This window comes from Chitinophaga pinensis DSM 2588 (assembly GCF_000024005.1).
GTDB lineage: Bacteria > Bacteroidota > Bacteroidia > Chitinophagales > Chitinophagaceae > Chitinophaga > Chitinophaga pinensis.
The window spans coordinates 3820621-3839666 of sequence record NC_013132.1; the positions used below are offsets into that span (position 1 = coordinate 3820621).

Annotated in this window: 17 protein-coding genes; 6 read left to right on the plus strand and 11 right to left on the minus strand. The window is 45.8% G+C overall.

Features of this window, described 5'->3' with window-relative positions:
• Positions 1-186 precede the first annotated feature (186 nt).
• Entirely contained in the window at positions 187-3300 is a 3114-nt protein-coding gene (locus CPIN_RS15445) for a ligand-binding sensor domain-containing protein (protein WP_012790746.1), read from the plus strand.
• 108 nt (positions 3301-3408) lie between these two features.
• Positions 3409-4041 carry a response regulator transcription factor gene (locus CPIN_RS15450; RefSeq protein ID WP_044221676.1) on the plus strand — a complete coding sequence of 211 codons (633 nt, stop codon included), beginning with the start codon at positions 3409-3411 and terminating at the stop codon, positions 4039-4041.
• Between the two features lie 86 nt (positions 4042-4127).
• On the opposite strand, the gene CPIN_RS39450 is transcribed toward CPIN_RS15450, so the two are convergent.
• Both CPIN_RS39450 and CPIN_RS38990 read right to left on the minus strand, forming a co-directional pair.
• Positions 4128-4250 carry a hypothetical protein gene (locus CPIN_RS39450; RefSeq protein WP_012790748.1) on the minus strand — a complete coding sequence of 41 codons (123 nt, stop codon included), beginning with the start codon at positions 4248-4250 and terminating at the stop codon, positions 4128-4130.
• Positions 4251-4281: 31 nt separating this feature from the next.
• The gene (locus CPIN_RS38990) at positions 4282-4437 is read right to left on the minus strand and encodes a hypothetical protein (protein WP_012790749.1); all 156 of its coding nucleotides are present in this window, start codon (positions 4435-4437) and stop codon (positions 4282-4284) included.
• Between the two features lie 436 nt (positions 4438-4873).
• On the opposite strand from CPIN_RS38990, the gene CPIN_RS15455 reads away from it, so the two are divergent.
• From CPIN_RS15455 to CPIN_RS15470, 4 genes are read left to right on the plus strand one after another with little or no spacing between them, the layout of a single operon-like run.
• Positions 4874-6796, plus strand: a complete 1923-nt coding sequence (locus CPIN_RS15455) for a DNA topoisomerase IV subunit B (RefSeq protein WP_012790750.1) — start codon at positions 4874-4876, stop codon at positions 6794-6796.
• Between the two features lie 20 nt (positions 6797-6816).
• Positions 6817-7686, plus strand: a complete 870-nt coding sequence (locus CPIN_RS15460; RefSeq protein WP_012790751.1) for a DUF1835 domain-containing protein — start codon at positions 6817-6819, stop codon at positions 7684-7686.
• A gap of 10 nt (positions 7687-7696) precedes the next feature.
• A complete protein-coding gene (locus tag CPIN_RS15465; RefSeq protein ID WP_012790752.1) occupies positions 7697-8095 on the plus strand; it encodes a hypothetical protein in 399 nt (132 codons plus the stop codon).
• Between the two features lie 4 nt (positions 8096-8099).
• The gene (locus tag CPIN_RS15470; protein WP_012790753.1) at positions 8100-10640 is read left to right on the plus strand and encodes a DNA gyrase/topoisomerase IV subunit A; all 2541 of its coding nucleotides are present in this window, start codon (positions 8100-8102) and stop codon (positions 10638-10640) included.
• Between the two features lie 360 nt (positions 10641-11000).
• Here the strand turns inward: CPIN_RS15470 and CPIN_RS15475 are convergent, their stop codons facing one another.
• The 9 genes from CPIN_RS15475 to CPIN_RS15515 form a co-directional block, all read right to left on the minus strand.
• Entirely contained in the window at positions 11001-11984 is a 984-nt protein-coding gene (locus CPIN_RS15475) for a hypothetical protein (protein WP_012790755.1), read from the minus strand.
• Between the two features lie 51 nt (positions 11985-12035).
• Positions 12036-12575, minus strand: coding sequence for a D-glycero-alpha-D-manno-heptose-1,7-bisphosphate 7-phosphatase (locus CPIN_RS15480; RefSeq protein ID WP_012790756.1), 540 nt, complete (start codon positions 12573-12575; stop codon positions 12036-12038).
• 18 nt (positions 12576-12593) lie between these two features.
• Positions 12594-13289: a nucleotidyltransferase family protein gene (locus CPIN_RS15485; protein ID WP_012790757.1), complete on the minus strand. Its 696-nt coding sequence runs from the start codon at positions 13287-13289 to the stop codon at positions 12594-12596.
• The gene (locus tag CPIN_RS15490) at positions 13286-13861 is read right to left on the minus strand and encodes a D-sedoheptulose-7-phosphate isomerase (protein WP_012790758.1); all 576 of its coding nucleotides are present in this window, start codon (positions 13859-13861) and stop codon (positions 13286-13288) included. The genes CPIN_RS15485 and CPIN_RS15490 overlap by 4 nt, the downstream gene beginning before the upstream one ends.
• 28 nt (positions 13862-13889) lie before the next feature.
• Complete coding sequence (locus tag CPIN_RS15495; protein WP_012790759.1) at positions 13890-14909, minus strand: GHMP family kinase ATP-binding protein; 1020 nt, start codon at positions 14907-14909, stop codon at positions 13890-13892.
• Positions 14910-15071: 162 nt separating this feature from the next.
• Positions 15072-16205 (minus strand): glycosyltransferase, encoded by a 1134-nt coding sequence (locus CPIN_RS15500; RefSeq protein ID WP_012790760.1) that lies wholly within the window; start codon positions 16203-16205, stop codon positions 15072-15074.
• 6 nt (positions 16206-16211) lie between these two features.
• Complete coding sequence (locus CPIN_RS15505) at positions 16212-17159, minus strand: glycosyltransferase family 2 protein (protein WP_012790761.1); 948 nt, start codon at positions 17157-17159, stop codon at positions 16212-16214.
• Between the two features lie 49 nt (positions 17160-17208).
• Positions 17209-17748 carry a DUF4199 domain-containing protein gene (locus CPIN_RS15510; RefSeq protein WP_012790762.1) on the minus strand — a complete coding sequence of 180 codons (540 nt, stop codon included), beginning with the start codon at positions 17746-17748 and terminating at the stop codon, positions 17209-17211.
• 15 nt (positions 17749-17763) lie between these two features.
• Entirely contained in the window at positions 17764-19023 is a 1260-nt protein-coding gene (locus CPIN_RS15515; RefSeq protein WP_012790763.1) for a dihydroorotase, read from the minus strand.
• Positions 19024-19046 lie beyond the last annotated feature (23 nt).

Sequence of the window (19046 nt, forward strand, 5' to 3'; positions counted from 1 at the left end):
TTACTGTGGCAGGTGTCGTTTTGCTGTACATGTTGTTTTCTGGTTTGAATGGGTTAGGTTGCGGCAAGAAAAATACAAAATCATTAGAAAGTGTGCGGTAGATTTATATATTTGCAAGCACTGCGTTATGTGACTCAGTATTTTTATAACCTCTTTTACTAAATAGCATTGCAATCGCGGGCGCAGATGACGAGGACCTTATTAATTTTCTTCCTATGTACCTTATCCGTATCTGTGTTGAGCGCACAGGATAAGCCTTACATTTTTGACTCTTATGGGGTGAATGAGGGTTTGTCTCAGAATTCTGTCTATGATATCCTGGAAGATAATCAGGGCTTTATGTGGATCGCTACACATGATGGCATTAACAGGTTCGACGGATATGGGTTCAATGAATACAGGTTCAATCCTAGTTTACAGGAACGGGCCGGACAGGGGAAAGGAAACCTGGTAGTCCGGAATAACAATGGGGGACGTGCATTGATTAACCGCTTTGCCCTGAAAGGGTACAAAGGGTATTCCCTATACCGTAACAGAAGGCACCAGCTGATGCTGACGCATAATTACGGTATCAGTGTCTATGACGAGTATAAAAACTCCTTTGAGACGGTGCTGGAAGACACGATGTATGAAAACAACGGGGAGCGCGACAGTGGCAATAAGTTCAGAATACTCGGTGAAGACTCCTTAACTAACAGCATGTGGGTATGGCGCCCTTCCAAAGGCCTCTATATACTCGACGATTCCACTTATGTCAAAAAAAGGGTGATTCTCTACCCAAAGGCGATGTTACAAAGGGGTGTTTCCGCCAATTCCATGTATAAGGACGGTAATACCATCTGGATGAACTTTGAGGCAGGTGAGCTGCTGGCGATGAATACCAAAAACCTCCGCTTAACCACTTATTGTCTGCCCGGGATCACTTCTCACACAGTACTTAAAAACCTCAATAAAGACTCTCTGATCATTGCCTGCCGTGGACATCTGATCATTTTCAATAAAAAGCAGAACAAATACACTGATATACCTTTCGATCAGCGTGATCCTAAGGATGCTAATTTCATTCCTTTATGCCTGGAGCTGGACCAGAACGGTAATATCTGGATCGGTGGTACGGACGGCATTATGATTTACAATGTAAAACGCAATGAGATCGTTACCCGTATTGTCAGCTTTAACGGTTCTGAAACACGGTCCTGGAATGTAGTGACCTATCTGTACAGAGATGCTGCGGATAACATGTGGGTAGGTACAGATGGAGATGGCATCAAAAAATATTCTCCTAATAAGAAAGTATTCAATCTTTATCGTTCGCCGGCTACCACGCACAATATGGTCAGGGCTGTTTATAAGCACGACGATGGTAAGTTGTATGTAGGACTGCTGAACGACGGACTGGATATCTACGAAAAAGGAGGCAAGTTCCTGGAGCGCATACCAAACGATGAACGCAAAGGGGTATTCCCTGCGAAAAATCTGAATGCGATCTGCAGGGAAGATTTTGAACACCTCTGGTTCCATTTTTCTGACATGCACATTGGATTGTTCAATGTACATACCCGAAAATTTGAGGACCTGACGAAATATGTGAGCGCACTGGGGCTGCCGCCACAGGAAGACATCTATCCGTTCCTGTTCAAGCGGACCAGCGGCGAGGTGTACTTCAACTACGGCCGTTATCTGTTACAGATCATGCCGGGAGAGCATGGAGGATATAAAGTGGCAATCGTACACGAATTCCCGGATGAGATTCTGACTACCTATTACGAAGACCTGATGGGGAATAAATATGTGGGTACCAAAGTGGCTGCATACGTGAAGCGGACGGGCAGTGCAGGCTGGGAGATGATCACCCTGCCGCAGGGTACGATCGTGAAATCGATCAGCAAAAGAGCCGGTAAGGAATTATTACTGGCGACTTCCAAAGGGCTGTTTGTACTGGATGAAAATAACCACAGAAAGAAACATTACAATAGTTACGACTATCCTGCATTGATCAATGATTATCTGTATGGCGTATTGCTGGATGAGAAGGACAAAATATGGGTCAGCCATAACAAAGGGCTTTCACAGATTGATCCTTCAGGTGACGAGATCACGACCTACAATCATGAGGATGGTTTGCAGTCAAATGAGTTCAATACAGGCGCTTTTTTCAAGTCGGTGGACGGAGAACTCTTCTTTGGTGGTATAAGGGGCTCAAATGGCTTCTATCCTAAAGATTTTAAGAAGAATACTTCCAAGCCGAAAGTGGTGATCATGCGGATGGAGGTGCTGGATAAACCTTATGAGTCAGATACGGCTTTATCGCTGTTGCGCAGAATAGAATTGCCTTACAATCACAATACCATCGCTATTGAGTTTGTGCCACTGGAATATACAAATCCGCTGAAGAACAAGGTGCAGTACAAGCTGGATGGAGCGGATGAAGACTGGGTACAGGCAGGTGCATTCAGGATGGCGCGTTACACGAATCTGCGTCCGGGTACCTATACTTTCAATGTGCGGGCATCCAATAACGATGATATTCTGAACTCGACGCCTACCACATTGGAAATCACGATCAGGATACCATTCTGGCAATCATTGTGGTTCAGGTTCCTGTTGCTGCTGTTATTATTGGGTGTTGCTTATTATTTCTCTACGCTTTATCTTGATTACAAGATCCGTCATGAGAAACTGAAACTGGAGAAAGAACAGGCGGTGGACCAGGAAAGGGCGAGAATTTCCAGTGATATGCATGATGACCTGGGATCGGGATTGTCTACGATACGTCTGCTGAGTGAGATCGCGAAGCGGAAGATCACAGATACATCGCAGACGAAGGAGCTGGAACGTATATCAGAGGCGGCAGGAGAGCTGGTAGACAAAATGAGCGAGATCATCTGGGCGATGAATTCTTCGAATGACTCACTGGAGAACCTGATTGCTTATATGCGCAGCTTTGCGGCCGATTTTCTGGAACATGCGCATATCACCCACCAGTTCTATATTCCGGAAAGTATCCCCAATATTAAACTAAGTGGGGGTACCAGGCGTAATATATATCTGGCGGTAAAGGAATCCTTACATAATGTGGTGAAACATGCACAGGCATCTGAGGTAGTAATACAAATACAGATGCATAAGAACATGACGATTATGATTAAAGATAATGGCAAAGGCTTTGATCAGGAGAAAGTAAGATTGTTTGGAAACGGATTAAAGAATATTCAGAAGAGGATGCAGGCCGTCGGTGGAAACGCTGATATCAAGTCGCATCATGGTACGATAGTTTTGCTAGATATCCCATTAATTTAATATAGATTTGTAAGATAACATAAACGTGGTATTATTACGTTGACCTCTCTCTTAACATAACAACTGATATAGATGACTGTATACTCGAAAAAGAAATCTCAGGATAACATGGATATTATTTCTGTGGCGATTGTTGAAGACAACCATGATATCCGTACAGCCATGGAATTGTTGATTAATGGCTCTGATGGGTATGCTTGTATAGGCGCATTTAATAATGCGGAGACTGCGGTGGAACAGATCCCCAGTTTGTTACCCAACGTTGTGCTGATGGACTTTAACCTTCCGGGCGGCATGAATGGAATCGAGTGTATTGCGCGTTTAAAAGGAGAATATCCCGATATGCATTTTATGATGTTGACGGTGTATGAGGATGATGACAAGATCTTCCAGGCACTGGAAGCAGGTGCAAGTGGTTATATATTGAAAAAAACGCCTCCCAGCGAGTTGTTGAGTGCTATCAGAGACCTGCATGAAGGCGGTTCTCCTATGAGTTCTCAGATTGCCCGTAGGGTAGTGGCATATTTCCAGAAGCAGGCGAAGCCGAATCCGGCGCTGGAGGCATTGACTTCCAGGGAGAAAGAGATCCTGGACCAGCTTTCTAAAGGATTTTTATACAAGGAGATCGCGAGCAATCTGTTTATCAGTATAGAGACGGTGCGCAGACACGTGCATAATATCTATGAGAAACTGCATGTAAGGAGCCGTACAGATGCTGTTAACAAGTATTACAACAGGTAATTACGTTTTATCGCTGACATAACGAAGAGAAAAGGGCGAAAGACATTAGTCTTTCGCCCTTTTCATTTTAGTTGTTTACTGATGAATTATTTTGTTGGATTGTCAGTAGTAGTCCCCAGTTTGCTCAGTGCTTTGCGTACAAAATGTGCAGCCAGCACCATAGAGGCGATCAGTAAACAGGCCAGTTTAAATAGCAGTCCCGCTTTCATAGGAAATGACGTATTAAATAGTGAAATATTGTTATTTCATCATCTGCCAGGAATTAAATTTCTGGACAAGTTTGATGAAGCGTGCGCTGAGCTGGCTCATGGAGCGTTGCTCTCTTCTAACCATGTAAGTAACGAGTAGCGCGATGGACAGCACTGTTGCCAGTGAGATCAGGAATGTAGTTTTCATAGATTAGGACTTTAGGTTTTACCAGGTTTTTGCTCAAAAAGACGACTAACTGTAAATATAAAATATTTAGTTATATTAAGTATCATTTCTCAAAAACTTTTATCCTGAAAAGCTTTTCTCCCGGGAGCAATATTTTGAAGAAAATATATTTGTCTTATCTTGGCGAAATCAGGCCCCGGCCTGATTGAGTAAAACCTGGTATCAGAACGGTCCTCAAATAACTGTTATTCATATATTTAAGCGTAGTGTATAACTAATACTTGGGATGAAACGCCGAAACCTGTATTTTTGCCAGCAACCGGATTTTGCTAAAAGTTTTAGTAAATTCGCTGCCCGGACATCATGCCTGCAGAAATGACCCTGAGGAAGACTGGCATAGATGGTGCATTGATAGTCCGCTTGTTATAAAACTGTAAATTGGAATTTCTATATAATTATGGCTACTACGGATAAGAAAGATCTCTCTGCTGCCTATACCGAAGACTCGATCCGGTCGCTTGACTGGCGTGAGCATATCCGCCTGCGTCCGGGTATGTACATTGGTAAGCTGGGCGACGGCTCAAGTATGGACGATGGTATCTATATACTGTTAAAAGAGGTTGCTGACAACTGTATTGACGAACACACAATGGGTTTCGGCAAGCAGATCGATATCAGGGTGACTGAACACAACGTAACCATCCGCGATTACGGTCGGGGTATTCCGTTGGGAAAAGTGGTGGATGTGGTGAGCAAGATCAACACCGGCGCCAAGTATGACAGTAAGGCTTTTCAGAAGTCTGTTGGTCTGAACGGTGTGGGTACCAAGGCCGTGAATGCTTTATCCAGCTATTTCAGGGTCGAATCTTTCCGTGAAGGCCGTGGTAAAGTGGCAGAATTTGAACGGGGCAATCTGACAAAGGAACATAAAGAAGCGAATACCAGTGAGCCTAACGGTACCCTGGTGACATTCACGCCGGATGATACGGTTTTCCGCAACTACCGCTTTATTCCTGAGTTCCTGGAAAACCAGATCTGGAACTATTGTTTCCTGAACGCAGGACTGACCATCAGCTTCAACGGCAAGAAATATATTTCCAAAAATGGTCTGCTGGACCTCCTGCAGCGTAAAACCAATGAGGATGAACTGCGCTATCCGATCATCCATCTGAAAGGAGAAGATATCGAGGTCGCTATTACCCACGAGAACCAATACGGTGAAGAATACTATTCCTTTGTGAATGGTCAGCATACCACCCAGGGCGGTACGCACCTGGCGGCTTTCCGTGAGGCATTTGTAAAGACACTCCGTGATTTTTATAAGAAAGACTATGAGGCGACAGATATACGTGCGTCTATCTGTGCCGCTATTTCTGTAAGGGTACAGGAGCCGGTGTTTGAGTCCCAGACGAAGACTAAACTCGGTTCATTGACCGTATTCGAGAATGGTCCTTCCATGAAGGCTTTCGTGCTGGATTTCCTGTCCAAACACCTGGATGATTTCCTGCATAAAAACCCGACTACTGCGGAAGCACTGAAGAAACGTATTGAGCAGAGTGAGCGTGAGCGTAAAGAACTGGCTGGTATTAAGAAACTTGCCAACGAAAGAGCGAAAAAGGCGAACCTGCATAACCGTAAGCTGCGCGACTGCCGTATTCACCTGAATGAAGAGGTGAGCGGAAAAGATAAAAACGATCTGGAAACCAAACGACTGAATACAACCATCTTCATCACAGAAGGTGACTCTGCGAGTGGTTCCATCACCAAGTCCCGTAACGTGGAAACCCAGGCTGTATTCAGTCTCAGAGGTAAACCGCTGAACAGCTTCGGTCTGACGAAAAAGATCGTGTATGAGAACGAAGAGTTTAACCTGCTGCAACATGCGCTGAATATTGAAGAAGGCCTGGAAGGGCTTCGTTACAACAGGATTGTGGTAGCTACCGATGCCGACGTAGACGGTATGCACATCCGCCTTTTATTGCTGACTTTCTTCCTGCAATTCTTCCCTGACCTGGTTAAGAATGGTCACCTTTATATACTGGAAACACCTTTGTTCCGTGTACGTAATAAACAACAGACGATTTACTGTTACACAGACGAGGAAAGAATAAAAGCGATCAAAAAACTGGGCAATAAACCTGAGATCACCCGATTCAAAGGGCTGGGAGAGATCTCTCCGGACGAATTCGCTAATTTCATCAATGATGACATGAAAGTGGAACCGGTGATCCTGTCCAAAGACACGCATATTCAGAAATTGCTGGAATATTACATGGGTAAAAATACGCAGACCAGACAGGAATTTATTATCGGCAACCTCCGTTATGAAAAAGACCTGGTGGATACAGTAGATGAACCTGTAGAAGCAAGCGGTAAATAATCAGCATATCAAAGAAATCAATGGCACTGCTACATATCGTTTTCGGCGAACCATCCGCGACTGCACTATCTGGTGCATTTGAACTGGATGAAAAGCTGAAAGGAGACATACTTTATTTTGAAGATGACCTGTCCATAGGTCCTCTCTTTATCCTCGATACAAAGGATGGTCAGAACGCCCGCAAACAATGGTGGATGCAACTGTCAGGCATTCAGCCCCAGCCGGTAGCAGAAACTTTGCTGGAAGGTGAACAGCCTGCTCCGACGCCTGAGCCGGAAGAAGAAACAGGCGACCAGGAGAAGTTCCGTCAGCTGAAAGCCCTGCTCAAAGCTGATCCTGAACAGGAAGTATACCTCTGGGCTGGCCAGAATGCCAGAGACGTATGTGGTTACTATTGGCTGATCAGTCAGTTATATGACTTCGCCGGCCGCATTCATATTATTTACCTGAACAACCTTCCGTTCCTCAATGAAAAAGGAAGCGTTTTTTACCCGACTCACCTGCATCAGATTCTCGCAAAAGAATTCCTGAAAGCAAAGAAACTGGCAAGACCGGTATCGCTGGCAGAATTTGAAATAGATGGCGATGAATGGAGCCGCATGATGAATGAAAATGCCGGTATCCGTCTGCTGGAAGGTGGTAAAAAACTCAGGGGAGAACCTGCTGCTTTCTATGACAAAGACCTGTTGCAGGCTGCAACAGCGGAATTCCAGAAAGCCTCTAAACTGGTGAACGCCGTAACCGGTAAACTGAAATACCCGGTGATGGACCAGTTTCTCGGATGGAGAGTGAAAGAACAAGTGAAACAGGGCAAACTGGAAAGCAGGGGAGAGCTGAAAACAATTAAAGATTTTGAAGTAAAAATACCTTCGGAAACAACTAACGCCTAACACCCGGAAAATGGTAAAAGTAACGCCTGTACAGCTGAGCGGAGAAGATGAAAGAGGAAGTAATTATGAATGGAATACGGACCGTAGCGGCGATTTCATTCTGTGTTACAGAAAAGCCGGTAGCAGCAGCGGACAGCATTACCACGAAGGAAAGGCTGATTATAAGAATCCGGAAATACTTTACCTGTTGACCGGTAAAGCCAGTATGGACTGGTGTACGCTGGATGGCAACAGGATAGAGACCATTACGATCGAAGCGCCGGCCCGCATAGAAGTGGCCGTGAACGTCTGGCACCAGCTGATAGCCGTGACAGACTGCTGCTTTATCGAACTGAACTCCATGGCTGATGTACGGAAAGATTCCATACGTATCTGGAGAGATGAATTTGAAAAGATGATCAATAAATAAGATTATGAGCGACATCGATAATACACAACCGGCAGACGAATCATTACAGAATATCCTCCACCTGGGGGATATGTATGAGAATTGGTTCCTTGATTACGCGTCCTACGTGATCCTGGAGCGTGCGGTACCCAGCGTGGAAGATGGTTTAAAGCCTGTTCAACGCCGTATCCTGCATGCGATGAAGGAAATGGACGATGGCCGTTTTAATAAAGTGGCCAATGTGATAGGGTCCACCATGCAGTTCCACCCGCATGGGGATGCTTCTATCGGTGATGCGATTGTTAACCTCGGACAAAAAGACCTGCTGATAGATACCCAGGGTAACTGGGGGGATGTACGTACCGGTGATGATGCAGCAGCAGCCCGTTATATTGAGGCCCGCCTGTCTAAGTTCGCGCTGGAAGTAGGCTTTAACAGCAAAACTACCCAATGGCAGCTGAGCTATGACGGTCGTAAGAATGAACCCTTGGCACTGCCTATGAAGTTCCCTTTGCTGCTGGCACAGGGTGCGGAAGGTATTGCGGTTGGTTTGTCTACCAAAATATTACCACACAACTTCATAGAACTGCTGGAAGCGTCTATCAAATACCTGAAAGGAAAGAAATTTGAGATCTTCCCGGATTTCCCTACCGGCGGTATGATAGACGTGGCTAACTACAACGATGGTCGTCGTGGTGGTAAAGTACGTGTACGTGCACATATCGAAGAGAAAGATAAAAAGACGCTGCTGATCAAAGACGTACCGTATGGCGTTACGACTACCGCTCTTATGGAGTCTATCGTAAAAGCCAATGATAACGGTAAGATCAAGATCAAGAAAGTAGTAGATAATACCGCGAAAGATGTAGAGATTGAAGTGCAGCTGGCGCCTGGTATTTCTCCTGATATTACGATCGATGCGCTGTATGCGTTCACAGATTGTGAGATATCCATTTCACCCAATGCCTGCGTGATCATCGACGATAAGCCACGTTTCCTGACGGTAAGCGAACTGCTGAGATCTTCTGCAGATTTCACACAGGCTTTACTGAAACGCGAACTGGAGATCAGACTCAGCGAATTGCAGGACAAATGGCACTATACTTCCCTGGAAAAGATCTTCTTCGAAAAAGGAATCTATAAGGAACTGGAGCAGAAACACAAAGACTGGGAAGCAGTGATTGCGGCTATCGACAAAGGTTTCGCTCCTTACAAGAAGAACCTGAAAAGAGAGATTACCCGTGAAGATATCCTGAAACTGACGGAGAAACCGGTACGCCGTATCTACAGACTCGATATCAACGAACTGAATGAGCAGATCAAATCCATAGAAGCGGATATCAAAGATGTGAAGCATGACCTGGCCAATATGGTTGACTTCACTGTCGCTTACTATGAGAACCTGCTCAAGAAATATGGCAAAGGCCGCGAACGTATTACCGAGATCAAAACATTCGATACGATCCAGGTACAGCAGGTTGCGATTGCCAATGCGAAGATCTATGTGAACAGAGTAGATGGTTTCATCGGTACTTCCCTGAAGAAAGATGAATTCGTTGCCGACTGTTCTGACCTCGATAACATCATCGTCTTCAAAAAAGACGGTAAGATGATCATTACCAAAGTAGCTGATAAAGTCTTCGTAGGTAAGGATATCATTCACGTAGATGTATTCAGAAAGAATGACGAACGTACTACCTACAACATGATTTACGTGGATGGCAAGACCGGTATGAGTTACGCCAAACGCTTCAATGTAACAGGTATTACCCGTGATAAGGAATATGATCTGACAGTGAAAGGAGAGAAGAATTCAAAAGTGCATTATTTCTCTGCTAATCCGAACGGAGAGGCAGAAGTGGTAAGCATCCGTCTGAGCCCTAACTGTGCAGCGCGTAACAAGGAATTTGACCTGTATTTTGAAACCATTGCCATCAAGGGACGTAACTCCCAAGGTAACCAGGTGACGAAATACCCGATCCGCAACGTGAAATTTAAAGAGAAAGGCGCCTCTACACTGGCGGGCCAGAAGATCTGGTACGATGCAGAGATCGGACGTCTCAATATGGAAGAACGTGGTGTTTATATCGGTTCCTTCGACGGAGAAGACAAGATCTTTGTAGCCTTTAAAAATGGTACTTACGAGCTGACAAACTTCGAACTGACTAACCGTTATGATCCGAATGAGCTTGTTTATATCGAGAAATTCAATCCTGAGAAGGTCGTATCCGCTATCTACTTTGATGCAGACAAGAAACAGTTCAATGCAAAACGTTTCAAGATCGAAACGCAGACCATGAACAACAAGTTCCTCTTCATCAAAGAAGGCGCAGGTAACTATCTGGAAATGATCACCACTCACTCCGAGCCGGTTATCCTGCTGAAAACAGGTAAGAAACGTAACCCGGATGAAGAGGAAATCAACCTGGCTGAATTCGTGGAAGTAACCAACTACAGAACCGTAGGTACACGTATCTCCGGAGAAGAGTTGATCAGTGCCGAACTGGCCTCTGACGAAGAGGAACCAGATGAAGGAGGTGTACAGGGACAGGGAGAATTGTTCTGATAATATCTTATCAATTTATAAAAGCCGTCTCGCATTCAGCGGGACGGCTTTTTATTTTACTAGGATTAGCAATGGAAAGAAATATGAGCTGGCAGGCACCCAAAAGAACCTTAAAGGCTCTGTAATGGGTGAGCTTGCCTGGAGTCATTTCATGTCAATATAAGGAAGAAAAAGGCCCGTTATATACGGATTGTAGCGAAGACAATTGGTACCATTCCCGAAGGGTATCTTTTCAAGGGAAGTACGTCTGGTTATTTGTAGATGAGGTGCTGGTGCAATAAGGGGAAGGGAAATAAACGGAGTTTGTATCCGGATAAAAAAAGAGGGCATCTGCCATTTAGCGGATGCCCTCTTTTTTATTTATTGTTTTTTGCCTTTGGGCTTTTTCGGTTGTTGTAAGCCTTCATTGATATCCTCGGCAGTGCGCGGATCCATCATCCTTTTCTGCTTCTGATTCATTGGCTGGTCTACAGGGACCTTGCCTTGTGGCAGCGCATCATGGAAGACTTTTTCAATGTGCATCCATTTGCCGGCTTTCCATTTGAAGCCTTCATAATCGAGATCCGGTACGAAGGTAGATGGCTTGGAGGGCTGATTGGTTTCAGAGATCAGGTGATCATATACAATCATGTCCATTTCCGGGTTATAGCTCAGACTGATGGTGGCGTCTTTTTTATATTCCAGTATAATACGGTTACGCGTCTTTTTAGGAATAGTGTCTTCCGCAAAACTGAAAAACGGACCGCCAAATACCGGTTCGCCATCTTTGAAAGTCAGCATATCCAGCATTTTCTTCTGACTACGGATATTGTTGGCATCCCAGCCGAAGAGGGTATAGTAATCCTTGTTGAAATAGCGGCGGTGCTGTACTTTATAATACATGCAGCCATACCATTCTTTATTGTTGGTGATGGTGTCCTGATTGTTGATATAGTCAGATCTGTCAAACAGGGGGTACAGTTTCAGTTCTCCTCCCTCGGTGCGCATCTGTATCGCCCCGTAGTGGTGATAGAAGCTGGTTTCCTGCTCCAGTCCCCAGGTAAAGATGCGGAAGGCGCTATCTGCCGGATACTGAATGGAAATAGTGGTCAGCGAGTCAAATCTGAAGTAAAAAGAATAGGGCGTTTTTAATGCCTGTACCAGTTTCGGAATAAAACGGTCATTTGCATTCTGTCTGATGGCCTCATCCCGTCCACGGAGGATCAGGTCTGAAAGGACCTGTAATGAATCCTGTTGTTTACGCAGGACTTCTTCGTTAGCGGGACTGATCCTTACCTTCTGGGCCTGCAGGCCGGTATAGGAAAGAAATGTGCAGCATAACAATAGAAAGCAGGTTCTGATCATAATTTTAGTTGAAATGAAAACTACAGGCTTATTACGTTATATGATACAAAATTATTGTATGAGCTCGGAAAATTCCAGTAGTCCTTTACAACGATAGTCCATCTGCGGGTGCGGGAATGGGAGATCCGGTTTGGTGGAAGGGATGAAAACGGTTGTCATACCCTGGTCCTTACCGAATTTCATATCACTCAACGTATTACCCACCATAATGGCTTTGGAGAAGTCTATTTCCGGGAAGTCGGCTTTGGCCTGTAGGGCCATGCCGTCATTCGGTTTACGGCAGGGACTGTTACTGTCAATATCCGGGCAGTAGTAGATCCTATCTATTCTGCCACCCTTGGCGCTGATAGCTTCCAGCATCCTGGTATGTATTTCCTGTAGTCCTTCTGCTGTCAATAGTCCTCTGCCTATACAACGTTGGTTGGTAACCAGTACGATACGGCTGAATTTCTTTGCCAGGTGATTCAGTGCGGGTAGTACACCTTCTTCGAAATGGAACATATCCCAGCTGAGCACGTATCCGTCTTTGATCTCGTTGTTGATCACCCCATCTCTGTCGAGGAACAATGTCCAGGAAGCATCAATCTGCATATTCTTCAATTAGTAGGCTTATGAACGGAAATCCACCTGGACCTGTTCATAGTCAGCCGGTATTCCGATATCGATAAAATAGGTATCGCTTACAAAGCCAAACACCTGGTTATTTTGTACCTGTGGTTCCAGTACTTCCTTTTCGAAGGAGAACTGTTGTGGTAGTCCCAGGCTTTGCAGGTATTCGCTGGAAGCCACGTATACACCGCCATTGATCAGTCCTTCTTCACAGTATTTTTTTTCCAGGAAGGCGGTAATACGGCCCTGCTGATCCAGCTGTACACTGCCGTAACGTTCAAACTGGCGCATTGGTTTCAATGCCAGGGTCAGTTTACTTTGTGTCTGCTGATGAAACTGATGGAAGTCTGATAATGATACCTCAAAGAACGTATCACCATTGACAATAAAACATTCATCACCTTTGATATGAGAAATAGCGTGCAGTATAGCGCCGCCGGTACCTAATGGTTCTTCTTCAATTGCGTAGGAGAGCGTGAGTGGTAATCCAGCCTGTTCACACCATTCAATGACCTGTTCTGATTTATAGCCCAGGGACAGTACGACATGGGTTATACCTTGTTTAATCAGGTACTGCAACAGGTAGAACAGGAACGGCTTGTCGTTGACAGGCGCCATACATTTGGGTTTATCGGCTACTACACTACGCAGGCGTGTTCCGAGTCCGCCGGCAAGTACAATACATTCCTGTATCATGGGAAGAGATTGTTTTCAACGATTTCGCAGATGATATGTCCGACGGTGATGTGTGACTCCTGGATACGAGGGGTATCAGAAGAAGGCATATTCAGCAGATAATCGCTGCCGTCTTTCATTTTGCCACCGGAGTGACCGGTCATACTGATGACGATCATTCCTTTGCTTTTCGCTACTTTATACGCTTCCAGGATGTTAGCGGAGTTACCGGAGGTAGAAATACCTACCAGTACGTCACCCGCCTGACCGATACCTCTGAGGATGCGTGCGTATACCTGGTCATAACCATAGTCGTTGCCTACGGCGGTCAGATAAGAGGTATTGCAATGCAGCGCTTCTGCATACAGCGGTGTTCTGTCTTTATAAAAACGTCCGGAGAATTCAGCTGCGAGGTGTTGTGCATCAGCCGCGCTGCCGCCATTACCACAGAACAGGATCTTATGTCCCTGTTGCAGACTGCTGGTGATTACATTAGCTACCTGCTGTATAGTATTGATCAGGTTTGCATCTTCGCAGATAGCCTGCTTTACGGCGATACTTTCCTGTATTGTTTTGATGATATTGTTACTCATGAAATGATGTCGTTGTTCAATTGTAGAATTACATGCACCAGCTATTTACGCCGTTGTGCGTAAAGTGGTAACGTTTAACCTGTCCGCCGAAAGTATTCAGTGCCTCCACTACCTGATAGCGGCTGTTACCCGGGCAATAAAAGATCATAAATCCACCGCCACCGGCGCCGGAGATCTTACCACCGGATGCTCCTGCACGTTTAGCTGCGTCATAGATATTATCCAGTTGTGAGTTGGTAATACCTTTGGCCATGTTCTTTTTATGCTGGAAACCGTAATCAAGAATATCGCCAATTTTATCAATGTTACCACGAAGAAGAGCTTCTTTCATCATGACTGCCTGTTCTTTCAGGTGGTGCATGGCTTCAATGGAAGCTTCTTTCTTTTCGTGAACGTTTTTCTGTTGTTCGGAAATGATGCTGCTGGAAAGACGGCTGGTAGAGGTATAGTACAATACCAGGTTGTTCTCCAGTTCATCCAGGTATTTATCCTTGATGCGCAGCGGGTTTACAATTACTTTATCGTCGTGATAGAACTCCATGAAGTTCACACCGCCGAAAGTAGCGGCATACTGGTCCTGTTTACCACCTGCCTGTTGCAGGTCTTCTCTTTCGATCACGTAGGCCAGGTGTGCCATATCGTATTCACCCAGGGGAAGTTTCAGCCATTCAGCGAAGGCTCCGAGTACGGCTACAACCAGTGTAGAAGAGGTACCCAGACCGGAACCGGCGGGCGCATCTACAAAAGTGGTCAGTTTAAAGCCGGACGGAATGCCGTAGTCTTTATGTATACGGTTAATCACTCCCTTCAGTATCTCCAGTTTACCATCCAGCGGAAGCGGGAAGTCAGCCTCGCATACCAGTGTTTCATTCCTGTCGGCGCATTCGAAGTAAACCTTGTTTTCAGTGATAGGTTCGATCGCTGCGCGGGCATAAAGGGAAATAGTGGCATTGAGGATTGCGCCGCCGTACATGTCAGAGTAGGGGCTTACATCTGTTCCGCCTCCGGCCAGGCCCAGGCGTAATGGTGCTTTGCTACGATAAATCACAGTAATTCCGTTTTTATAAGTGCTGCAAGATAAAACAATTGCGCATGTGTATCTCGCGATCTTGTTTAAAAGAAGTTAAAATATTGCTTATATATTAACCGCAAAAAAATAACCGGAACGACCTTGGCAGATCTTTCCGGTTAAAGCATGTAATATATCGTATTATTTACTGTAAACCAGTCGGTTAATCTCTCCGGCCAGTCTTTCCCAGGAATATTGCTTTTTCTCTACACGAACAGCGGCCGTCATATCAGCCTCGCGGTTGTCGGTGTAGTACTTCGCAATCTTAGCAGCGATATCTGCAGGTTCCGGTTCACACTGGAAACCGACGATATTGTCCGGTACCATTTCAACCAGGCCACCAACACGGGTAACCACCATTGGTTTTTCAAAATGATAAGCTATCTGGGAAATACCACTCTGTGTGGCGCTTTTGTAAGGTTGTACCACCAGATCGGCTGCACAGAAATAGTTTTTTACCGCGTCTTCTGCAATAAAATCAGTGTGCAGGATCACCCTTTCGCCTAGTTTCAGTTCATCCAGGAGACGCATAACATTAGCGGAGTCGCCATAAAACTCACCTGCTACTACCAGGCGTACGTCCATTGCTTTCAGCCGTTCGTCGGCCATGGCTTTCAGCAGCAGATCTAAGCCTTTATATTCACGGATAAAGCCAAAAAACAGGATGTATTTCTTATCCTGCTCCAGTTTCAGCTGTTCCCTGGCTACTGACTTTGATACAGGCGTACCGTAATTGTCGTATACAGGATGAGGAATGAGAGAAGCTGGTTTACCGGGCTCAAACTGACGCAGATCATCCAGTACGGACTGGCTCATAGCGATAAACGCATCTACGGGTTTGAGGAAGTATTTTGTAAATGGCACATCACCAGGTCTTTTCTCATGTGGTATCACGTTATCGAGGATGGACACTGCCCGCGTGTGTTTACTTTTACCCAGACGAAGCAGCGTACCCAGACATGGTCCCATCAGCGGGAGCCAGTATTTGGTTACGATCAGATCGGGCTTCCATTTACGGATCATGCGGCCTACCTTGATCCAGTTCAGCGGATTGACAGAATTGATCAGTCTGCGGATACGCAGGTTTGCAGGCGCAGGAGCGTCCGTAAACTGGCTCTTGCCCGGAAAAAGGAAGGAGGGGTATTGTACGGTAAACGTCCAGATTTCTACTTCTGCATCTTTTTGCAGTTCTTCCGCGAGTCTTTCATTATAGGCAGACAAGCCACCTCTGAATGGCCATGCCGGACCGAGAAAAAGAATTTTCTTTTTAGCCATCTGCTGTTATTTAGTGCGATCAAGGATAGATTCCACAAGATATTCATTCCTCTCCGGCGCGTTCCTGGTGACCAGCTCGGCGATGAAGCCGGTAAGGAATAACTGTGACCCTATGATCATTGCCAGCAGGGCCAGGTAGAAGAGAGGACGCTCGGTCATCTTATACTGGGAGTAGGCAAATTTCTGAATGGCCAGGTATACGGAGATACCAAAACCAAGTATAAAGGAAAGTGTGCCCAGTGCGCCGAAGAGGTGCATCGGACGTTTTCCGAATTTGCTGATGAACATGATGGAAGCCAGGTCAAGGAAGCCGTTGATGAAGCGTTCCAGGCCAAACTTGGAGGTGCCGTATTTACGGGCGCGATGCTCTACCACTTTCTCACCAATCTTCCTGAAACCGTTCCATTTGGCGATAACCGGGATGTAACGGTGCATTTCTCCATATACCTCTATGCTTTTGATGACTTTACGACTGTAGGATTTGAGTCCGCAGTTCATGTCATGCAGCCTTACACCGCTCATGCGGGTAGTGGTATAGTTATATAATTTGGAGGGAAGGTTTTTGGTGAGTGCGCTGTCGTAACGTTTCTTCTTCCAGCCGCTGACCAGGTCAAAGCCATCTTCTTTGATCATGCGGTATAGTTCAGGAATTTCGTCAGGACTATCCTGCAGGTCGGCATCCATAGTAATCGCCACATCGCCCTGTGCGGCTCTGAAGCCTTCATTAAGGGCGGCGGATTTACCATAGTTACGTTGAAACTTGATGCCTTTTATATTTGGATTGCTGGCGGCGAGTTGCTGAATGATATCCCAGGAATTATCAGTGCTGCCATCATCTATCATCCATACTTCATATGAGTATCGATGCTCCTGCATGACACGGTCAATCCAGGCAGCCAGTTCAGGCAGTGATTCTTCTTCGTTTTTTAAGGGAACGATTACGGAAATATCCATGTTTATAACAATGTGTTTAGGATGCTTATCTATCTAATTAAGTGCCAATCTATGCAATACGCTTTCTGCGGATAACAACCGCCAGTATTGCAGCAATCACAAAGTCAAGGAATAATCCGGTAAAATAGGATAGTATGCTTCTTACGAAGGTGATGCTGTAGTCGCTTTGTTTCAGTTCGGTCAGTCGCGCGTCGAGATCTGCTTCGGTAACACCCGGCCCCTGATGGGTTTTAGACATCTCTTCCAGCATCTTCAGGTCCATGGCTTTCATACGGGCCGGCAGTTCAGGATCTACAAAGTTGACAATGATATAGGTAAGGGCTGTACCTGCCAGTGTGCCGATAACAAAAGTCGCAAAGATAGGCTGTAACCCGGCTTTGAAACCGATGAAGCCACCCTGATGTTTCTTTTGTTCGAGGCCAGCCAATAAGCCGGCAATCGCACATATAAGCAGTTGTATAAAGTTGAATTTCAGGCTGAAAAACGTAGGCTGATCGGTATAATACAGGGCTATACCTGTAGCGATCACCACTACAGCGGCTATCAGTCCCCATTTTATACCGGGATTAGGATATGTTGCATTACTCATACACGAATGACTGTTTTAAACTTGGGCATATTGGCCGTTGATGATTCCTTTCACACTGCCTTTCAATTCCGCGCCAATATACGCTGAATTTTTAGACTTGCTGGCCAGATGCGCCGTGCTGAGTACCCACTCTTCTTCCGGATTGAATATAGTCAGATTGGCAGTCGCGCCTTCAGAAAGTGACAATTCCGGCAGTCCGAAGATCTTTCTTGGTTGCGCGGACAGCATTTCTATCAGTCTTTCAACTGGTACTTCCGGCAGGTACTTACGCAGTACGCCGAAGGCGCTTTCCAGGCCGATCATACCATTCTTTGCATATTCAAATTCTACCTGTTTGGCATCCCAGTCCTGTGGCAGGTGATGGGTAGCAAAGCAGTCGATAACACCTGTTTTCACCGCATCCCGTAATGCCTGTACATCTTCAGCTGTACGCAGTGGAGGATTCAGTTTCAGATTGGAATCGTAAGAGAGGAGGTGTGCATCCGTCAGCGAAACGTGATAAGGCGTCACAGAGCAGGTCACTTTAATACCCTTTCCTTTCGCGTTAGCAATGAGTTCTGCTGATTTACGTGTACTGATACCCGTGAAGTGGATACGGGAGTCGGTATATTGTGCCAGCTCAAGGTCGCGCTGGATGATCAGTTCTTCTGCGATAGCTGGTTTACCCGGCATACCCAGCTGTGTGCTGTAGATACCCTCGTGCATCAGACCATGAGAAGAGATGCTGAGGTCATCCGGCAACTGGATGATAGTACCGTTAACAGCCTTTACATATTGCAGGGCTTTGAGCATAATACCCGGTGACTGGATCGGTTTCAATCCGTCTGAGAAAGCAACCGCACCTGCGAGCCTCATTTCGTACATCTCTGCCAGCGAAGTTCCTTCCAGGTTTTTGGTCACCGCCCCGATAGGCAGTACCTGTACCGCGCTGTGGCGGGTACGGCTGATCACATATTCTATCTGTGCTTTTGTATGAAGGGCCGGCTGGGTGTTCGGCACAATCATCACGGTAGTATAGCCACCCTTGGCAGCTGCGTCAACACCACTCTGCAGGTCTTCCTTGTATTCCTGACCGGGATCGCTGAAATGAGCGAAAAGGTCTGTCCATCCGAGGGATACGTGCAGATTATCTCCGGAAACAACCCTGGCCTGAGGAGCGGAAAGCCCTGTCCCAATCTGGCGGATGATGCCGTTTTCAATTAAAATATCCTGCTGCTGTCCGTGAAATGGGGACGATGGAGCGACTACCTGAACGTTTTTGAGTAATATATGCATGCTTTACTAACTGTGTCTATACC